15 protein-coding genes are annotated in these 16,639 nt (G+C 71.9%); 10 read left to right on the forward strand and 5 right to left on the reverse strand.

Translation table 11 applies throughout. The features are described 5' to 3' along the window. Positions 1-87 precede the first annotated feature (87 nt). Complete coding sequence (locus tag FH610_RS28510; RefSeq protein WP_139578115.1) at positions 88-936, forward strand: alpha/beta fold hydrolase; 849 nt, start codon at positions 88-90, stop codon at positions 934-936. Positions 937-985: 49 nt separating this feature from the next. Here FH610_RS28510 and FH610_RS28515 read toward each other — a convergent pair whose 3' ends face one another. Next, positions 986-1,663: a DUF305 domain-containing protein gene (locus tag FH610_RS28515; protein ID WP_139578116.1), complete on the reverse strand. Its 678-nt coding sequence runs from the start codon at positions 1,661-1,663 to the stop codon at positions 986-988. Positions 1,664-1,769: 106 nt separating this feature from the next. Here FH610_RS28515 and FH610_RS28520 point away from each other — a divergent pair, with 106 nt between their 5' ends. After that, a complete protein-coding gene (locus FH610_RS28520; protein ID WP_139578117.1) occupies positions 1,770-2,447 on the forward strand; it encodes a DUF3105 domain-containing protein in 678 nt (225 codons plus the stop codon). 22 nt (positions 2,448-2,469) lie between these two features. On the opposite strand, the gene ald is transcribed toward FH610_RS28520, so the two are convergent. Beyond that, positions 2,470-3,588: an alanine dehydrogenase gene (gene ald / locus FH610_RS28525; protein WP_139578118.1), complete on the reverse strand. Its 1,119-nt coding sequence runs from the start codon at positions 3,586-3,588 to the stop codon at positions 2,470-2,472. A gap of 436 nt (positions 3,589-4,024) precedes the next feature. Here ald and FH610_RS28530 point away from each other — a divergent pair, with 436 nt between their 5' ends. The 3 genes from FH610_RS28530 to FH610_RS28540 all read left to right on the forward strand — a co-directional run bounded on the left by FH610_RS28530 (position 4,025) and on the right by FH610_RS28540 (position 6,485). Next, entirely contained in the window at positions 4,025-4,246 is a 222-nt protein-coding gene (locus FH610_RS28530) for a hypothetical protein (RefSeq protein WP_139578119.1), read from the forward strand. A gap of 206 nt (positions 4,247-4,452) precedes the next feature. Beyond that, entirely contained in the window at positions 4,453-5,391 is a 939-nt protein-coding gene (locus tag FH610_RS28535) for a SecDF P1 head subdomain-containing protein (protein WP_139578120.1), read from the forward strand. A gap of 98 nt (positions 5,392-5,489) precedes the next feature. Next, positions 5,490-6,485 (forward strand): hypothetical protein, encoded by a 996-nt coding sequence (locus FH610_RS28540; RefSeq protein ID WP_139578121.1) that lies wholly within the window; start codon positions 5,490-5,492, stop codon positions 6,483-6,485. Positions 6,486-6,568: 83 nt separating this feature from the next. Here the strand turns inward: FH610_RS28540 and FH610_RS28545 are convergent, their stop codons facing one another. After that, complete coding sequence (locus tag FH610_RS28545) at positions 6,569-8,854, reverse strand: molybdopterin cofactor-binding domain-containing protein (RefSeq protein WP_139578122.1); 2,286 nt, start codon at positions 8,852-8,854, stop codon at positions 6,569-6,571. Positions 8,855-8,973: 119 nt separating this feature from the next. On the opposite strand from FH610_RS28545, the gene FH610_RS28550 reads away from it, so the two are divergent. From FH610_RS28550 to FH610_RS28565, 4 genes are all read left to right on the forward strand, one after another. Beyond that, positions 8,974-10,497 carry a PucR family transcriptional regulator gene (locus FH610_RS28550; protein WP_139578123.1) on the forward strand — a complete coding sequence of 508 codons (1,524 nt, stop codon included), beginning with the start codon at positions 8,974-8,976 and terminating at the stop codon, positions 10,495-10,497. Between the two features lie 573 nt (positions 10,498-11,070). Then, positions 11,071-12,369, forward strand: coding sequence for a helix-turn-helix domain-containing protein (locus FH610_RS28555; protein WP_139578124.1), 1,299 nt, complete (start codon positions 11,071-11,073; stop codon positions 12,367-12,369). A 120-nt stretch (positions 12,370-12,489) separates the two neighbouring features. Further along, positions 12,490-13,059 (forward strand): copper resistance CopC family protein, encoded by a 570-nt coding sequence (locus FH610_RS28560; protein WP_161628098.1) that lies wholly within the window; start codon positions 12,490-12,492, stop codon positions 13,057-13,059. Continuing rightward, on the forward strand, positions 13,056-15,050 hold the full coding sequence (locus FH610_RS28565) for a bifunctional copper resistance protein CopD/cytochrome c oxidase assembly protein (protein ID WP_240809248.1): 1,995 nt from the start codon (positions 13,056-13,058) through the stop codon (positions 15,048-15,050). The genes FH610_RS28560 and FH610_RS28565 overlap by 4 nt, the downstream gene beginning before the upstream one ends. 108 nt (positions 15,051-15,158) lie before the next feature. Here FH610_RS28565 and map read toward each other — a convergent pair whose 3' ends face one another. After that, the gene (gene map / locus FH610_RS28570; protein WP_139578126.1) at positions 15,159-16,007 is read right to left on the reverse strand and encodes a type I methionyl aminopeptidase; all 849 of its coding nucleotides are present in this window, start codon (positions 16,005-16,007) and stop codon (positions 15,159-15,161) included. A 43-nt stretch (positions 16,008-16,050) separates the two neighbouring features. Here map and FH610_RS28575 point away from each other — a divergent pair, with 43 nt between their 5' ends. Further along, positions 16,051-16,227, forward strand: coding sequence for a hypothetical protein (locus FH610_RS28575; protein WP_225898484.1), 177 nt, complete (start codon positions 16,051-16,053; stop codon positions 16,225-16,227). 68 nt (positions 16,228-16,295) lie between these two features. Here FH610_RS28575 and FH610_RS28580 read toward each other — a convergent pair whose 3' ends face one another. Continuing rightward, positions 16,296-16,586 (reverse strand): CBU_0592 family membrane protein, encoded by a 291-nt coding sequence (locus FH610_RS28580; protein WP_139578127.1) that lies wholly within the window; start codon positions 16,584-16,586, stop codon positions 16,296-16,298. Positions 16,587-16,639: the final 53 nt, after the last annotated feature.

The following is a 16,639-nucleotide window of genomic DNA, read 5'->3' on the forward strand; positions in this document are numbered from 1 at the left end:
CCGCCAGGCTATGCGAGCACCGAGGGGGACAACCGAAGGGAACATTCGTCCAAGACGCCGGCGCGCACCGGCGGCGACAGTGGGCGCATGACTGTTTCCGACGGCAATCGGCATGCGGAAGCCGAGGCCACAGAGAGTTCGACGCTGTCCCTGGACGACGGCGACATCCACGTGTGCCAGGACGGCCCCCGCGACGCCCCGGCACTCCTGCTGATCCACGGGTCCGCCTCCTCGACCCGCTCGTGGGACTGTCTGGTTCCGCTGCTGACCGGATCGCATCGCGTCATCCGGATCGACCTGCTCGGGCACGGGCGGTCGGCCAAACCGGCCGGCCCGAGCTACGCGACCCCGGACCAGGGACGCCGGGTCGGCGTGGCACTGGACCGGCTCGGCGTCGAGCGCGCGATCGTGGTCGGTCATTCCAGCGGCGGCGCGGTCGCCACCGCTCTCGCCGAGCAACGGCCCGACCTGGTGATCGCGCTCGCGCTCATCAACACCGGACCGGGCATGGCCGCCTTCATCGCAACCGAGTCCGCCGCGATCGCACCGTCGCAGTGGCCGCCGACCGACGAGCAGATCCGCCAGTTCGCGAGCACCGGTTTCAGCCGAGCGGGCTATCAGATCCCGCAGGAGCTTCTCGACGAGGTGCGCATGATGACCTACCACACGCTCACCACGACGATGGGGGCCACCCGCGCCTACCTGGAGCAACAGGCGCTCCCTGAGCGACTGACGGCCATCGGCAAGCCGCTGTTGGTGATCTTCGGCGAGGACGACCGCAGATGGCGATCCTCATCCGCCGCCGACTACCGGACGGTTCCGGGCGCGAAGGTCGAGTTGCTGCCCGGTCTCGGGCACTCGCCCATACTCGAGGACCCGGTGCGGACCGCCGGCTCCCTGCTGGCCTTCACCGCGATCCACGCCGCACGGGGCTGAAGGCCCGGCCGCCGTCACCCGCAGCCGACGGCGGACCGGCCGGGGAGGGTCACGGTGCGGGGAGCGCCTGTGCTCCCCGTGTGGCCAGCAGTTCCTTCATCGTGCGGATCTCTGCGTTCTGGCCGTCCACGATGTGCTGGGCCAGGGCGCGCACCTCGTCGCGGTCCGACAGCCTGAGCAGGCCCTCGGCCATCTCCACGCCGCCCTGGTGATGGCGGATCATGAGCTGGAGGAAGAGGATCTCGGCGTCCCTGCCGGTGGCCTGGCGGAGCCGGTTCATCTCCTCCTCCGTGGCCATGCCGGGCATCGTGCCGGGCGTCGGGGCGGTCGCGGCCGCCCCTCCGTGCCCGTGCCCGGACATCCAGGCCATCGCCGGGCGGCTTGAGCTCTGGTCGAGGCCCCACTGCTGCAGCCAGCCCATGAAAATTCCACGCTGGGTGCTCTGCGTCGTGATGATGTCGTACGCCAGACTGCGCAGCGCCTGGTCGGAGGTCTTGTCCCTGAGGATGAAGGACATCTCCACCGCCTGCGCGTGGTGGACCCCCATGTCCCTGGCGAAGCCGGCCTCGGGGGAGGTGTCCCCGGGCGTCGCCTGCCTGGTGAAGAACAGTACGAGCGCCGCCGCCGCGAGGAGGACGACGACCAGCCCGAGGACGGGGAGGCGGCGCCGGGCCGGGGGAGCGGTCTCGACCGCGTTGTCCCCTGCGGCGTCGATGTCAGTGCTCATCGCCCACAGGCTACTCGCCACGGCCGTCGCTCTGCCCGAAGCAATACCTTTAGCCACTATTCTCCATACGCAGCGGGGGTGTCAGTGATCAGCGGTTGGAGGAGCGATGACCAAGGAGAAGTCGCAGGCGAGGCGTGAGCACCTCGCCCGCATGCGCGCCGAGCAGAAGCGCAAGGAGCGGCGCGCCGCGCTTCTCATGTGGGGGATAGGCGGCCTCGTGATCGTCGTCCTGGTCGCCCTCGTCGCCGTCTACGTGGTCAACGACCGCTCGGCCAAGTCGCTCAGCGCCGTCAAGACCTTCACCTACAAGGGCTCCGACCACTCCTGGACGAAGGTGTCCTACAAGGAGACCCCGCCCGTCGGTGGCCAGCACAACTTCTACTGGCAGAACTGCGGCATCTACGACAAGCCCATCCACAACGAGCACGGCGTCCACTCGCTGGAGCACGGCGCGGTGTGGATCACCTACCGGCCCGACCTGCCCAAGGCCGAGGTGGACAAGCTGAAGAGCATCGCCTCCGCCGACTACATGCTGCTGAGCCCCTACCCGAACCTGCCGTCCAAGATCGTTGCCAGCGCCTGGAACCACCAGATCGCGCTGGACTCCGCGGACGACCCCCGCCTGCCGGAGTTCGTCAAGAAGTACAAGCAGAACCCGACGAACACCCCCGAGTACGGCGCCTCCTGCTCGGGCGGCATCGGCACCACCGACGAGAAGCCGCTCCCGCCGCCGCAGGCGGAGACCACGCAGGAGCCGATGCCGAGCGCGGCCCCGTCCTCCTGATCCGGACGTCCCCTGGCCGGGTTCAGGGAACCAGCACGCGGTCCACGGGCATGGCCTCCAGCCCGTGGGCCTCGGCCACCGGGCGGCTCGTGAGGTGGCCCTGGTGGGTGCTCAGGCCGAGGGCGAGCGCGGGGTCGGCGGTCAGCGCCTCGCGCCAGCCCAGGTCGGCGATCGCCAGCGCGTACGGCAGCGTGACGTTGGTCAGCGCGTACGTCGAGGTGTGCGGCACCGCCCCCGGCATGTTGGCCACGCAGTAGAACACCGAGCCGTGCACCCGGTAGACCGGGTCGGCGTGGGTGGTCGGCCGCGAGTCCTCGAAACAGCCGCCCTGGTCGATGGAGATGTCCACCAGCACCGACCCCGGCTTCATCCGTGAGACGAGGTCGTTGCTCACCAGGGTCGGCGCCTTGGCGCCCGGCACGAGCACCGCGCCGATCACCAGGTCCGCGTCCACCACCGCCCGCTCGACCTCGTACGCGTTGGACGCCACCGTCTGGCAGCCTCCCCGGAACACGAGGTCGGCGTGGCGTAACCGGTCGACGTCGCGGTCGAGCAGCAGCACCTGGGCCCGCAGGCCCACGGCGACCGCGGCGGCGTTCATGCCCGACACCCCCGCGCCGATCACCGCCACCTTGGCCGGGTAGGTGCCGGGGACGCCGCTCATCAGCACTCCGCGCCCGCCGCCCTGGCGCATGAGATGGTAGGCGCCCACCTGCGGCGCCAGCCGTCCGGCGACCTCGGACATGGGCGCGAGCAGCGGCAGCGTACGGTCGGGTTTCTGCACGGTCTCGTACGCGATGCCGGTCACGCCCGACTCCAGCATGGCCCGGGTGCAGGACTCCGAGGCGGCGAGGTGGAGATAGGTGAACAGCACCTGGCCCTTGCGCATCCGGTGGTACTCGTCCGGCACCGGTTCCTTGACCTTCAGGATCAGGTCGCCCTCGGCCCACACCTCGTCCGCCGTGCCGAGGATGACGGCCCCCGCCGCGGCGAAGTCCTCGTCCGGGATCGCGGACCCCAGTCCCGCGTCCTTCTCGACGAGGACCCGATGACCTTTGCGTACGAACTCGTTGACCCCCGCGGGTGTGAGCGCGACCCGGTACTCGTGCGTCTTGATCTCTCGGGGAACTCCCACCTTCATGTTTTCACTGTCGGCTCCCAACGCCTGTGTGGACATCGGGCAACGGGCAACCATTTGGCGGATATTCATGACAAATTGTCAAGAGAAGAGCGTGTTGAGCGTTCCATGGTCGGCCGGTTACCCGCGGTTGGCAGACCTCGGTAGGCTCTGCGAGCGGTGTAAGGGATCGAGGTGGGAATGCACAACGCGCCCGTGCCGGGAGACGAGGAGCCCGGCCCGCGGCCCGGCGGCCTGACATCGGGAGCCGAGACGGCGCCCATGCCGAAGCCGGTCGGCTCCGAGGACCGCGGCGGCGTGCCCGCCGATGCGTCCGGCGGGTGGGGCGGCTGGTTCGGCGACATGTCCGGCGCGTCCGGCGCCACGGGAGAGACGGCTGTCCTGCCCGCCGCTGCCGGCGGTGCGGGTGACACGTACGGCGGGCCCATGAGCGGGCCCGGTGATCCCGGTGACCCCGGCGGACACGGTGACCCGTTGGGCGGGCCAACCGGCGTGCCCGAAGTGCCCGGCGTGTCCGGTGCGCGCGGAGGGCTCGCCGATCCACTGGCCGATCCACTCGGTGGCCCGGGTGGCGCACGGGGTGAGCGTGGCGGGCTCGGCGGGTTCGACGACCCGCTCGGTGTGCGCGGTGAGCCGCCGGGCGGGCTGGGAGATCCGCTAGGAGATCCGCTCGGTGACACGCTCAGTGGCCCGGTCGGTGTGCCGGGTGAGCCTGCCGGACGTGGAGATCCCCTCGGCATGCCGGGCGGATTCGGCGGACCGGATGATCCCCTCGGGATGCCGGGTGAACCTGGTGGACCGGGTGACCTCCTCGGCGTGCCCGGTGGGCCTGGTGATCCGCTTGGGGCACCCGGCGAACTCGGTGGCGTGCCCGGTGTCGCCGACGCTCCCGCCCTGCCCGGTGAGCCGGTGGAGCCCGTCGCGCCCGATGGCGCGCCCCCAGGTGGGGCCGCAGGGCCGGGTGACGCGCCGCCCGCCCCCGCCGGCCCCACGGAGCCGAGGGCGGCCAGGGGGACGACGATCGCCCTCGTCGTGGCCCTCGTGCTGGTGGTCGTCATGTCCGGCGTCCTCGGCGCCGTCGCCGTGGTGATGACCCGCAACCCGGACGCCCCGCCGCTCAAGCAGACGCCCGTACGCACCCTGCTGACGCCCGTGCACTTCGCCCCGGTCACCGGAGTGGGGCCGGCGCCCTGCAGCGGAACGGACGCGATCCCGGACGACAAGGGCACCTCCTGCTACCAGCTCGACCCGGGGGTCACGGTCACGACGGTGCAGAAGATCGAGGAGGTGCCGGAGAACGACGGCACCTACTCGATCAGGCTCGTGCTGTCCCCCTCCAGCCAGGAGCAGATCGCCGCGCTCACCCGCGAGACGGTCAAACAGCAGCTCGCGATGGTGGTGGGGGAGAAGGTGGTGGCCGCCCCGCGGGTGGCCCAGGAGATCACCCAGGACAGCCTCGGCGTCGCGGGCTTCGACAAGGCCCAGGCCGACGCGATCATGGCGCTGCTGACCGGATCCGCCCCGGCGGGCCAGCCGAACCCGGGCGCCTCGCCCGCCGCTACCGGCGTCGGCCAGCCCGGCGGAACGCAGCCGGGCGGGACCCAGACCGATGGCACGCAGCCGGGCGGGACGGTGCAGGACGGCAGTCAGCCGGGAGGGTCGCAGCAGGGCGGCGGCACCCAGCAGGGTGGGACACAACCAGGCGGTGGCACCCAGCAGGGCGGTGGCACCCAGCAGGGTGGGACACAACCAGGCGGCGCGGGGCAACCGGGAGGCACGCAGTCCACCCCTGAGGGCTTCCAGTGAGCGCGCATCACGGCCCGTGCGGGCGCTCCCGGACCTGAACCGGCCGGCCGGCGGCCGGGGCGCGCTCGTCCCGGTCGTCCGGTCTGGGCCGTCAGGTCTTGATCGTCGCCCGGTGGTTCCTCGCCGTCGGGCATGACGCCGCGTCCACCGTCATGACCGCCACCTCGGCCGTGGCGTGGGTGCCCGCGGCCGGCGGGGTGCTGTCCGGTGTGACGCCGCCGGCCGGATGCCTGGCCGTCGCAGGGCGCGGCCTGGCCGCCCGGCCGTCCCTCGCCTCCGGCGGACACCGGCGACGGCCCCGGGCGGGCCGTCGCGAGGGCGGCAGCGGCCGGTGCAAGCCGGGGTCAATCCGGGTGCAAGGAGATCCCGGTAGCGTACGGCGCGTGTCAGCACGATGGTTGCGAGGCGCGGCCGCCACGGCCGCGACCGCCGCGTTTCTGGTCCCCGCCTCCCCGCTCGCCGCCGCCCCGGCTCTCGCGCACACCGCGCAAGCCCCTGTGCACGCCCCTGTGCACGCCCCTGTGCACGCCCCCGCCCAGGCATCCGCGCACGGCACGGCCGCACCGGCGGCCGTCGCCAAGAAGCTGTTCGGCGCCTGGCTGCGCGCGGACCGCCACGCGGCATCCCGGGTCGCCACCGCGGGCGCGGTCTCCACGCTCTTCTCCTACCCCTTCCGGGCCCCGGACGAGTTCGCGGGCTGCTCGGGCAACGCCTGCCGGTTCGTCCACACCAGCGTGCGCGTGCCGGGCGGGCTCGACGGGGTCCTGATGGTCGTGTCGGGCGCCAAGGTCACGAAGGTGTACGAGTCCCGCCACATCGCCAAGCCGTCCGCCGCGGCCAAGTACCTGTTCGACGCCTGGCGCGCGGGCGACCGCAACCGGGGCCTGGAGATCGCCACGACCACGGCGGTCAAGACGCTGTTCCGGACGAAGTACGACCCGAAGGGTGTGAAGTACTTCTTCCAGGGCTGCAGCTCCGAGCCCAAGGGCTACAGCTGCGCCTACTCCTACGAGGGCGGCGGCATGTTCATGCACGTGCGGGGCTCGAAGAGCCGCGGCTACGAGGTGACCTCCATCGGCTACATCGCCGACTGATCCGAGCCACCAACCCCAGCCGACCAACCCAGCCGACCAACCCAGCCGACTGACCTCAGCCGCGCCGAGTACGACGGCGGGGCTCAGCCGGCGACGGGCGAGAGCGCGATGTCCTCGGGCCGGATCGGGACACGGGAGAGATCCAGCCCGGTCGCGGCCCTGACCGCCGCGGCCACCGCCGGGGTCGACGACAGCGTGGGCGGCTCGCCCGCACCCCGCAGGCCGTACGGCGCGTGGGGGTCGGGGTTCTCCAGCACCGACAACCGCATCGGCGGCATGTCGAGGATGGTGGGGATCAGGTAGTCGGTGAACGAGGGGTTGAGCACCCGGCCGTCCCTGACCTGGATCTCCTCCATCAGCGCCAGGCCCAGGCCCTGCGCGGAGCCGCCGTGGATCTGCCCTTCCAGGGCCAGCGGATTGAGGATCTTCCCGACGTCCTGCACGGCGGCCAGTTCGACGACCTTGACCAGGCCGAGCTCGACGTCCACGTCGACCACGGCCCGGTGGACGCACAACGCGAGCTGCGTGTGGGAGTCGCCCCGGCCGGTGACGGGGTCCATGGGGAACGTGGGCCGGTGGCGATACTCCCGCGTCTCCTCGACCGGCCCGAACCGCTCAAGCACCTCCTCCAGCGACAACTCCGGATGCGCCGCCCGCAGCGCGTCGAGGCGCGCCCGCACCGCCTCGCAGGCCGTTTTGACCGCCCCACCGGTGACGTACGACTGGCGGGAGGCCGAGGAGGACCCGGCCGAGCCGACCGCGGTGTCCGCCGGGGCGACCGTCACCCTGGCGATCCCGAGCTCCGTACGCGCGATCTGGGCCTGGACGGTGACGAGCCCCTGGCCCACCTCGGCGGCGGCGGTGTGCACGAGCACGTGCGGCTCGTCGCCGGCGAGCTCGACCCGCACGCGGGCGGTCGAGTAGTCGTCGAAGCCCTCGGAGAAGCAGATGTTCTTGATGCCGACGCCGTAGCCCACGCCGCGACGCACGCCCTCGCCGTGCGTCGTCTGCGCGACGCCGCCCGGCAGGAGGCGCAGGTCGGGCTCATCCGCCGGTTCCGACGGCAGCGGCATCGCGGCCAGCTCACCGAGCATGTCCGCGAGCGGCGCGGGGCTGTCGATCAGCTGCCCGGTGGCCAGGCGCGACCCCTGCGACACCGCGTTGCGGACGCGGATCTCGACCGGTGACAGCCCACAGGCCGCCGCGAGCCGGTCCATCTGCGACTCGTACGCGTAGCACGCCTGGACCGCCCCGAACCCGCGCATCGCGCCGCAGGGCGGGTTGTTCGTGTAGACGCCGTACGCGTCGATCCAGACGTTGCCCACCTCGTACGGACCGACGCCGAGCGATGCGGCGTTGCCCACCACGGCGGGGGTGGACGAGCAGTAGGCGCCGCCGTCGAGGAGGATCTCCGCCTTGACGTAGACGAGCCGCCCGTCGGCCGTCGCGCCGTGCTCGTAGCGCATCCGCGCCGGATGCCGGTGGACGTGGCCGAAGAACGACTCCTCCCTGCCGTAGACCATCTTCACCGGGCGGCCCGTTCGCAGCGCCAGCATCGAGGCGTGGACCTGCATCGACAGGTCCTCCCTGGCGCCGAACGCGCCGCCGACCCCGGCGAGCGTCAGCCGCACCTTCTCCTTCGGCAGGCCCAGGCACGGCGCCACCTGGTCCTGGTCGACGTGCAGCCACTGGGTGGCGACGAACAGGTCCACCCCGCCGTCCTCGGCGGGCACGGCAAGGCCCGACTCCGGCCCGAGGAACGCCTGGTCCTGCATGCCGACCTCGTACTCGCCTGTGACGACCACCTCGGCCTCGAAGACCCGGCCCACCCTCACCGGCTGGTGCCGTACGAGGTTGCCCCGATCGCTCCCAGGGTGGACGGCGGGGTGGACGGCGGGACAGGACGGGTCGAAGGCGGCCCGGCGGAGATCGGTCACCGCCTCGCGCTCCTCGTAGCGCACGACGATCGCGGCGGCGGCACGGCGCGCGGTCTCCGGATGGTCGGCGGCCACGATCGCCACGGGCTCGCCCTGGTAGCGGACCTGGTCGACGGCGAGCACCGGCTGGTCGCGGCGATCCAGCCCGTAGAACTTCTCCCCGGGCACGTCCTCATGGGTCAGCACGGCGAACACGCCGGGCATCGCGAGCGCGGGGCCGATGTCGATCGAGCGGATCCACGCGGACGGGTGCGGGCTGCGCAGCGTGGCGCCCCAGAGCATGCCCTCAAGCCACAGGTCCGAGGAGTACGCGAACTCTCCGGTCACCTTCAGGGTGCCGTCGGGGCGCGGCGCGCTCTCGCCGAGGCCCGAACGCCGCCCCGTTCCGGTCGCCGTCCCCGCCGCCGTCCCCGCCGCCGTCTCAGTCGCCATCCGCCGCTCCACCGTCGTAGTACAGCAACCGGGCGGGGGCGGGGCCTATCGGCGCGGCCATGAAACCCGGGGACGGGCGTAGTCGATGCTTGTAGATATCTCCAAATACGCTGTCTGTCGTGCTGTTGCATGATCTGCTCGCCGTCCCGGAACTGCGGCTCACCCTGCTCACGGGCGACGAGCGGCTGGACCGCGAGATCAAGGGCGTGCTCATCACCGACCTGCCCGATCCCCGGCGGTACCTGTCGGGCGGCGAACTGGTGCTGACCGGCCTGATGTGGCGCCAGTCGCCCGAGGACTCCGCCCGGTTCGTCGACGCCCTGGCCGAGGCGGGCGTGGCCGCGCTCGGCGCGGGCGACGCGCGGCTCGGCACGGTCCCTGACGACCTGGTGGAGGCGTGCCGGGCACGCGGGCTGCCGCTGCTCGAAGTGCCCGTCGAGGTGTCGTTCGGAGCGGTCACCGAACTCGTCGGCAGGCGCGTCGCCGCCGCCCAGGTGGGCGACCTGCGCGGCGCCCTCGGGCGGCACCGCAGGATCGTCGCGGCGGTGGCCGAAGGGGCCGGGCTCGGCGAGCTGTTCGCCCTGGTCGAGGCCGAGCTCGGTGTCACGGCCGCGGTCGTGTCCGCCTGCGGCGCGGTCGTCGCGGGCGCGCTGCCCGAGGAGCAGGCCGTACGGCTGGCCCGCGACTATCTCTCCGCCGTCCGCCTGCCGGTCGTCGTGGGCCGCGGCGGGCCGTTCACGCTGTTCGCCGTGGGCCGATCGCACCGGGCCGCCGGCTGGGCCCTGGTCTGCCGGGGCGAGGTCGACGTGGAGATCGGCTACGAGCTGGCGGCGTGCGTCGCGATGGAGCGGACCCGGGCGGAGGAGGGCCGCCGGGTGGAGCGCCGGCTGGCCGAGCAGCTCATCGCCCTGGCCTGCGCGGGCGGCGACCTCGCGGAGCTGTCGGCCCGGCTGCGGACGTGCGGCATCGACCCGGCCGAGCCGTACGCGGTGGTCACCGCGACGGCGAGCAGGCATGGGGCGACGGACGGCCCCGACCGCGCCCTGCTGGGCGGTCAGGTGGTGGAGGAGTTGCTGGACCGCGGGGTGGTGGCCGCCGCGGGCGCCGACGCGTCGGTGGCGCTGGTCCCCCTGCGCCACGACACCCCCTGGGGTGATCGCGAGGCACTCGCGGCGTGGCTGCGCGCCCGTACGGCGGTGCTCGCCGGCGGGCTGCCCTCGATCACGGTGTCGGCCGGGCTGAGCGGCGCGCTGACCGGGCCGCAGGCCATCCGCGGAGGGGTGGAGGAGGCGGGCCACGCCCGGCGGATGGCCGAGGCGCGCGGCGGGGGAGTGGTCACCAGCGACGAGATCTACACCCACGCCCTGCTGCTGGCGACCGTGCCCGGCGACGTGCGGTCCTCGTTCGCCGGACGGCTGCTCGGGCCGTTGTTCGACTACGACCGGCGGCACGGGGCCGAACTGGTGCGCACGCTCGGCGCGTTCCTCGACTGCACGGGATCGTGGAACGCCTGTGCCGAGCGGCTGCACGTGCACGTCAACACGGTGCGCTACCGGATCAGGCGGGTCGAGGAGCTGACCGGCAAGGATCTGTCGTCCATGGCAGACCGCGTCGACCTCTTCCTCGCCCTCCGCGCCGGCTAGTCTCCGGGCCGGATGGGACGAAGATCGCCGGGAGAGAGCAGGTCAAGGCGGGGCGTTCGCTCTGGATTCAGATCCGCCTCTTATGTTTTCCGCGATCACTGATTACGCTGAAAACGACCCGGCCCCGGCCCGAACGGCCGGGCGCCGTAGGCCCGACATCGTCGCGGCCTACGGCGCGATGCCGTGCTATGGGGGCACCACAGAGCTTATGGGGGCACGACAGGCCGTCGCCGTTCTCGCCGCCTCACGGTGGGGGGTGCCTGATCCCGCATGCATCGAGGCAGGCGAGAGCCCGCCTGGTCAGGCCGCCAATGCGGAAGCGGAAATCGTGCGGGCTCGGGACCGGACAGGCCGTTGGAGGCGGTGCCTCAACAGGCTCGATGGTGGGGGATCAGCAGCAGGGCTCCGCGGACAAGACTGCTACTGACGCGGAGCCGGTTGCGGCCGTAGCATGAGCGGCAGGTGCCAGGCTGAGCGATATGAGAGCAGCCAGGGTGAACAGTGAAAGGCGGCGCATGAGGATCTCCTTCATGGGGGACGACTGTCCGGCCTTCATCTTCTCAAGGGGTGCGTGTGACTAGTCAAGGCATGGTCGGCGAGCGGATCAAGGCCATTCGTCGGCAGCGGGGTCTCTCACAGGCGCAGCTCGCTCATCCTGAATTGTCCGACAGCTACGTCTCGTTGATCGAGAGCGGCAAGCGCACGCCCACCCCCGCGGTCCTGGAGCTTCTCGCCCAGAAACTCGACTGTTCGCTCACCTATCTGGTCAACGGCGTCACCGCCGAGCAGATGGAGGAGATCGAGCTGGGCCTCCGCTTCGCCCAGCTGGCCCTGGAGAACGGCGACCTGACGGAGGCCAGGTCGCGCTACGCGGAGTTGCTCGCCGACAAGAACCTGGCCGGGCTGGCGTCGCTGCGCAGGGACGCCCAGTACGGGTACGCCCTGGCGACGGAGGCCTGCGGGAACTTCCCCGAGGCCATCACCGTGCTCGAGTCCCTCAGCGGCGAGGAGGCGGACGGACAGTCGCTCGAGCGGCGGGTCCAGGTGGCCATCGCGCTGTGCCGGTGCTACCGGGAGCTCGGCGACCTCCAGGCCGCCGTCCGCGTCGGCGAGTCAACGCTCGGGCTGGCCACCTCCCGCCCCCAGTGGACGGACGTCACGGTGGAGCTCGGCTCGACCCTTCTGTTCGTGTACGTCGAGCGCGGCGATCTCCTCCGCGCCCGGCAGTTCGCCGCCGAGCTCCTCGCCGCGGCCGAGCTCCTGGGGACGCCCACGTCCATGGTGGCCGCGTGCTGGAACGCGGCTCTCACCGCCCAGGCGTCCGGCAACGGAGACGAGGCCATGTCCCTGGTCGAGCGCGCCCTCGCGGTGCAGTCGGAGAACGGGGAGCCCCGCAACCTCGCCCGGCTCCGCTCGCAGTTCGCGATGCTTCTCCTCCAGGTGCGCCCCGCCGAGGCCCTCATGGCCAAGGAGCTGTCGGAGCGCGCGCTGCGTGAGCTGAAGGAGTCGTCGGCGGGCAAGACGGCGATCGCCCGCTGTGAGCTGAACATCGCCCGTGCGCAGATGGCGCTGGGGCGTCCGGTCGAAGCCGTCGAGCACGCGCGGCAGGCGCAGTCGCTGCTGGCGGACGGCAGCAGCCTTGCTGTGGCCGCGGACGCCTGTCTCGTGCTGGGACAGGCGTACTGGATGCAGCGGCTGGACCAGGAGGCGCTGGCGGAGCTGCAGGCCGCGGCCGAGCGGCTGCGCCGTCTGCCGGTGACCCGCACGATCGCCGAGCGGTGGCAGTCGGTCGCCGAGATGCAGGCCCGGCTGGGCGAGCACGAGCCCAGCATGTCCAGTTACCAGCAGGCGCTCGCCTGCGCCGGGCTCTGACGCCCACCCCGATGGCGGGCCTCCCCGGCGGGGCCCGCACCAGGGATGTCCTCGGGTTATCCCCAGTCTTCCGATGCGAGGTATGGACCGGACCCCCGCGTCGGTAGCCTGGGAGGTGCCATGAAGAGACCCTTCCTCGCCGCCTTCGCCGCGCTCGTGGCGGCTCTCCTGCTGTGTGCCGCGCCGGCCCTGCCGGCCCAGGCGCACACCTCGCTCAAGAGTAGCGACCCGCAGAAGAACGCCCAGGTCAAGACCTTGCAAAAGGTCACGCTCGAGTTCGCGGACTCCGTTCAGTTCCCAGTCGTGATCGTCCGCGGCGAGGACGGCAAGCGCTACGAGAAAGGCGACCCGGTCGTCGACGGGCCCAAGGTCACCGAGGCGGTGACCGAGCCGGTTCCCCCGGGCCGTTACACGATCGCCTGGCGGGTGGTCTCTCCCGACGGGCATCCCCTCGAAGGGGAGATCCCGTTCACCGTGGTCGGCGACCAGTCGGTGGGGGCGGCGACCTCGGCGGCCGCTCCCGACACGTCCTCCGCGTCCGCGCCGGCGGCCGCCGCGCCCGCGACGGCACCTGCGGCGCGGGCCGACGACGGAGGGCAGAGGGGCGTTCCGGGGTGGATCTGGGCGGTGATCTTCGGGATCGCCGGCGTCGGCATCGGGATGTTCCTGAGCCTGCGGAAGAAGCCGTGAACAGGGCGGTGCGCCTGACCGCCGCGGCGCTCTGCGCGGCCGTCGGCGCACTCGTCATCGCGATGGTGCTCGGCGGCGCCGCGACGCCCCGGATCATCCCCGGTCTGCCCGACGAGGGCACGCTGACCCGCTGGATGCTGCCGCTGTCGAAGCTCGCGATGGACGTCTCCGGCGTCCTGACCGTCGGCCTGCTGGCGGCGGCCGCGGCGTTCCTGCCCAACGACAAGGGTCTGCTCGGCAAGCAGGCGCAACGTTACGTGAAGGGCGCGTCGTGGTCCGCGCTGGCCTGGGCGGTCGCCGCGGCAGTGGCGCTGGTCTTCAGCCTGTCGGAGACCCTCGGCGCGCCGGTGGGGCAGATCCTCGCCGGCAACGAGCTCACCAGCTACGCCAGCCAGGTGCCGCAGGGCATCGCGCTGACCCTGGTCGTGCTGTTCGCCGTCGCCATCGCGCTGTTCGCCCGGGGCGCGATCACGGCGGGCGCCGCCGGAGGGCTGCTGGTCTTCGCGCTCGTGACGCTGCTGCCGCCCGCGCTCACGGGGCACTCCTCCTCCTCGCCCAACCACGGGCTGGCCACCACCTCGGTGGCCATGCACCTGCTCTTCCTGGCCCTGTGGGTGGGCGGTCTCGGAGTGGTCTGCGTGCACGCGCTGCGCGGGCAGCCGCTCCTGGACGTCGCCGCTGCGCGCTTCTCCCGGATGGCGCTGTGGTGCTTCGCCGGGGTCGGCGTCTCCGGGCTCGCCGCCGCCGCGTCGCGCCTCACCTCGGTCGGCGAGCTGTTCACCTCGAACTACGGCCTGCTCCTGCTCGCCAAGATCGTCGCGTTCGCCGTGCTCGGGTTCGTCGGCTGGCGCCACCGCGGCCGTACGCTGCCGAGGCTGTCGGCGGGGGAGCCGCACGCCTTCCTCCGCCTCGCCCTCGGCGAGGTCCTGCTGATGGGGGCGACGATCGGCCTGGCCGTGGCGCTGTCGCGGACCGCCCCGCCGCCCGTCGACACGCCGGTCGACCGGGCCTACGAGCTGCTCGGCTACCTGGTACCGCCGCCGATGACGCTCGCCAACCTGGTGACGCTGTGGTGGTTCGACCTGTTCTTCGCCGTGCTCGCCGTCGTCATGGCCGGTCTGTACGGCGCGGGCGTCGTACGGCTGGCCCGCCGGGGCGACCGGTGGCCGCAGGGCCGCACGGTCAGCTGGTACCTCGGCGTCGTCATCCTCGTCCTCAGCACGCAGAGCGGCGTGGCGCGTTACTCGCCCGTGCTGTTCAGCGTGCACATGACCGAGCACATGATCCTGTCGATGCTGGTCCCGATCTTCCTGGTGCTCGGCGCGCCGGTCACGCTGGCGCTGCGCGCGCTCAAGCCCGCCGCCCGCCGGGGCGACCGGGGACCACGCGAGTGGCTCACGGTGATCCTGCACAGCAGGGTCCTGAAGTTCGTCAGCCACCCCGCCATCGCGACCGCGATCTTCGTGGTGTCGACGTTCGCCCTGTACTTCACCCCGCTGTTCGCCGCCGCGATGGAGGAGCACCTCGGTCACATCGCGATGACCGTGCATTTCCTGCTGAGCGGCTCGCTGTTCTTCTGGGTGATCATCGGCGTGGATCCGGCGCCGCACAAGCTGCCCCACGTCGGGCGGCTGCTGCTGCTCATGGTGACCATGCCGTTCCACGCGTTCTTCGGGATCGCCCTGATGAGCATGGGCACGGTGCTCGCGTCCGGTTACTACGACCAGCTCGGGCGCACCTGGGGCGTCTCCTCGCTGACCGACCAGCAGGCCGGCGGCGGAATCGCCTGGGCCTTCGGCGAGATCCCCACGCTGATCGTGCTGCTCGCGCTCGGCTTCCAGTGGTGGCGCGACGACGAACGCGTCGCGCGCCGGGCCGACCGCCGGGCCGACGCCGCGGCGGCCAAGTCCGGTGGCACCGGGGACGCGGAGCTGGACGCCTACAACGACTACCTGGCGAGGCTGAACAGGCGGGACAGGGCCGCCGACTAGGCCGCCCGCCTCGGCGGGCTGTGCCCGCAGGTGACCGTCCGCCCGCCGAAACCACGCGGCGCCTCCGCCGGAGCACCGGCGAGGCGCCGCGGCACCGCTCCGGAGCTGCTACGGCAGGGTGAGGATCTCGTGACCCGTCTCGGTCACCACGATCGTGTGCTCGAACTGCGCGGTCCGCTTGCGGTCCTTGGTCACCGCGGTCCACTTGTCGGGCCAGATCTCGTAGTCGATCGTGCCGAGCGTGAGCATCGGCTCGATCGTGAACGTCATCCCCGGCACCAGGGTCACCGACAGCGCGGGGTCGTCGTAGTGGGGGACGATGAGCCCGGAGTGGAACGAGGTCGCGATGCCGTGCCCGGTGAAGTCGCGGACGACGCCGTAGCCGAAGCGCTTGGCGTACGCCTCGATCACCCGGCCGACGATGTTGAGCTGGCGGCCCGGCGCGACCGCCTTGATCGCCCGCATCATCGCCTCGCGGGTCCGCTCGACCAGCAGACGGGACTCCTCGTCGACCTCCCCGACCAGGAAGGTGGCGTCGGTGTCGCCGTGCACGCCGCCGATGTAGGCGGTGATGTCCACGTTCACGATGTCGCCGTCGCGCAGCACGGTGTCGTCCGGGATGCCGTGGCAGATCACCTCGTTGATCGAGGTGCACAGCGACTTCGGGTAGCCGCGGTAGCCGAGCGTCGAGGGGTAGGCGCCGTGGTCGCAGAGGAACTCGTGCCCGATGCGGTCGAGTTCGTCGGTCGTCACGCCGGGGGCGGCGTGCTTGCCGACCTCCTCGAGCGCCTGCGCGGCGATCCGGCCCGCGATCCGCATCTTCTCGATGGTCTCGGAGGTCTGGATGTCGCTGTCGCCCTTCTTGGGCTCGGCCTTCCCCACGTACTCGGGCCGGGGGATGTGGGCGGGAACCTTACGGATGGGCGAGATTCGCCCGGGGCGGAGCAGCGTGGTCATGCGGCCAAGTCTAGTTGCGCGTCAAGGGGGCACGATTAAGGACGTGAGCGATCAATGGTGGTTCTGCCTGAAGCACATGAGCGTCGAGCCCGAGAAGGGCTGCCCGAACAAGGACCGGCTCGGTCCCTACGACTCCCGCGACACCGCCGCCCACGCCCTGCAGACGGCGGCCGAGCGCAACAAACGCTGGACCGAGCAGGACAAGGAATGGGACGACTGATCCCCTGACCCCTTCCCCTGGCCCGGTTCTCCCCGGTTCACCCGCCCCGGGTCTCACCGTGCCCTGTCTCAGGGGCCCGGGGCCGGGGCGGGCTCGGCCGCGTGCCGCCGGGCCGTGGCGCGGCGGGCGACGAGCCGGCCGAGCGTCCACACGCCGATGCCGCTCCACACCAGGTTGAGGATCGCCGAGGGCCAGGCCGAGTGGTACGCGCTGTTGATCATCAAGGTGGCCGCCCCGCCGAAGTTGAGCAGCTGGTAGGGCAGCCCGTTCGCGGACATCCTGCCGGACGACACCATCGCGTACGCGAACAGGAGGACGACGGCGCCCGCGGTGCCGATGATCGCGATGAAGGTGGACATCAGGACAGGTCGCCGTCCACGGCAATGCTCATGACATGATGATCTGCCTGTGG

It is taken from the genome of Microbispora catharanthi (genome assembly GCF_006334915.2).
GTDB lineage: Bacteria > Actinomycetota > Actinomycetes > Streptosporangiales > Streptosporangiaceae > Microbispora > Microbispora catharanthi.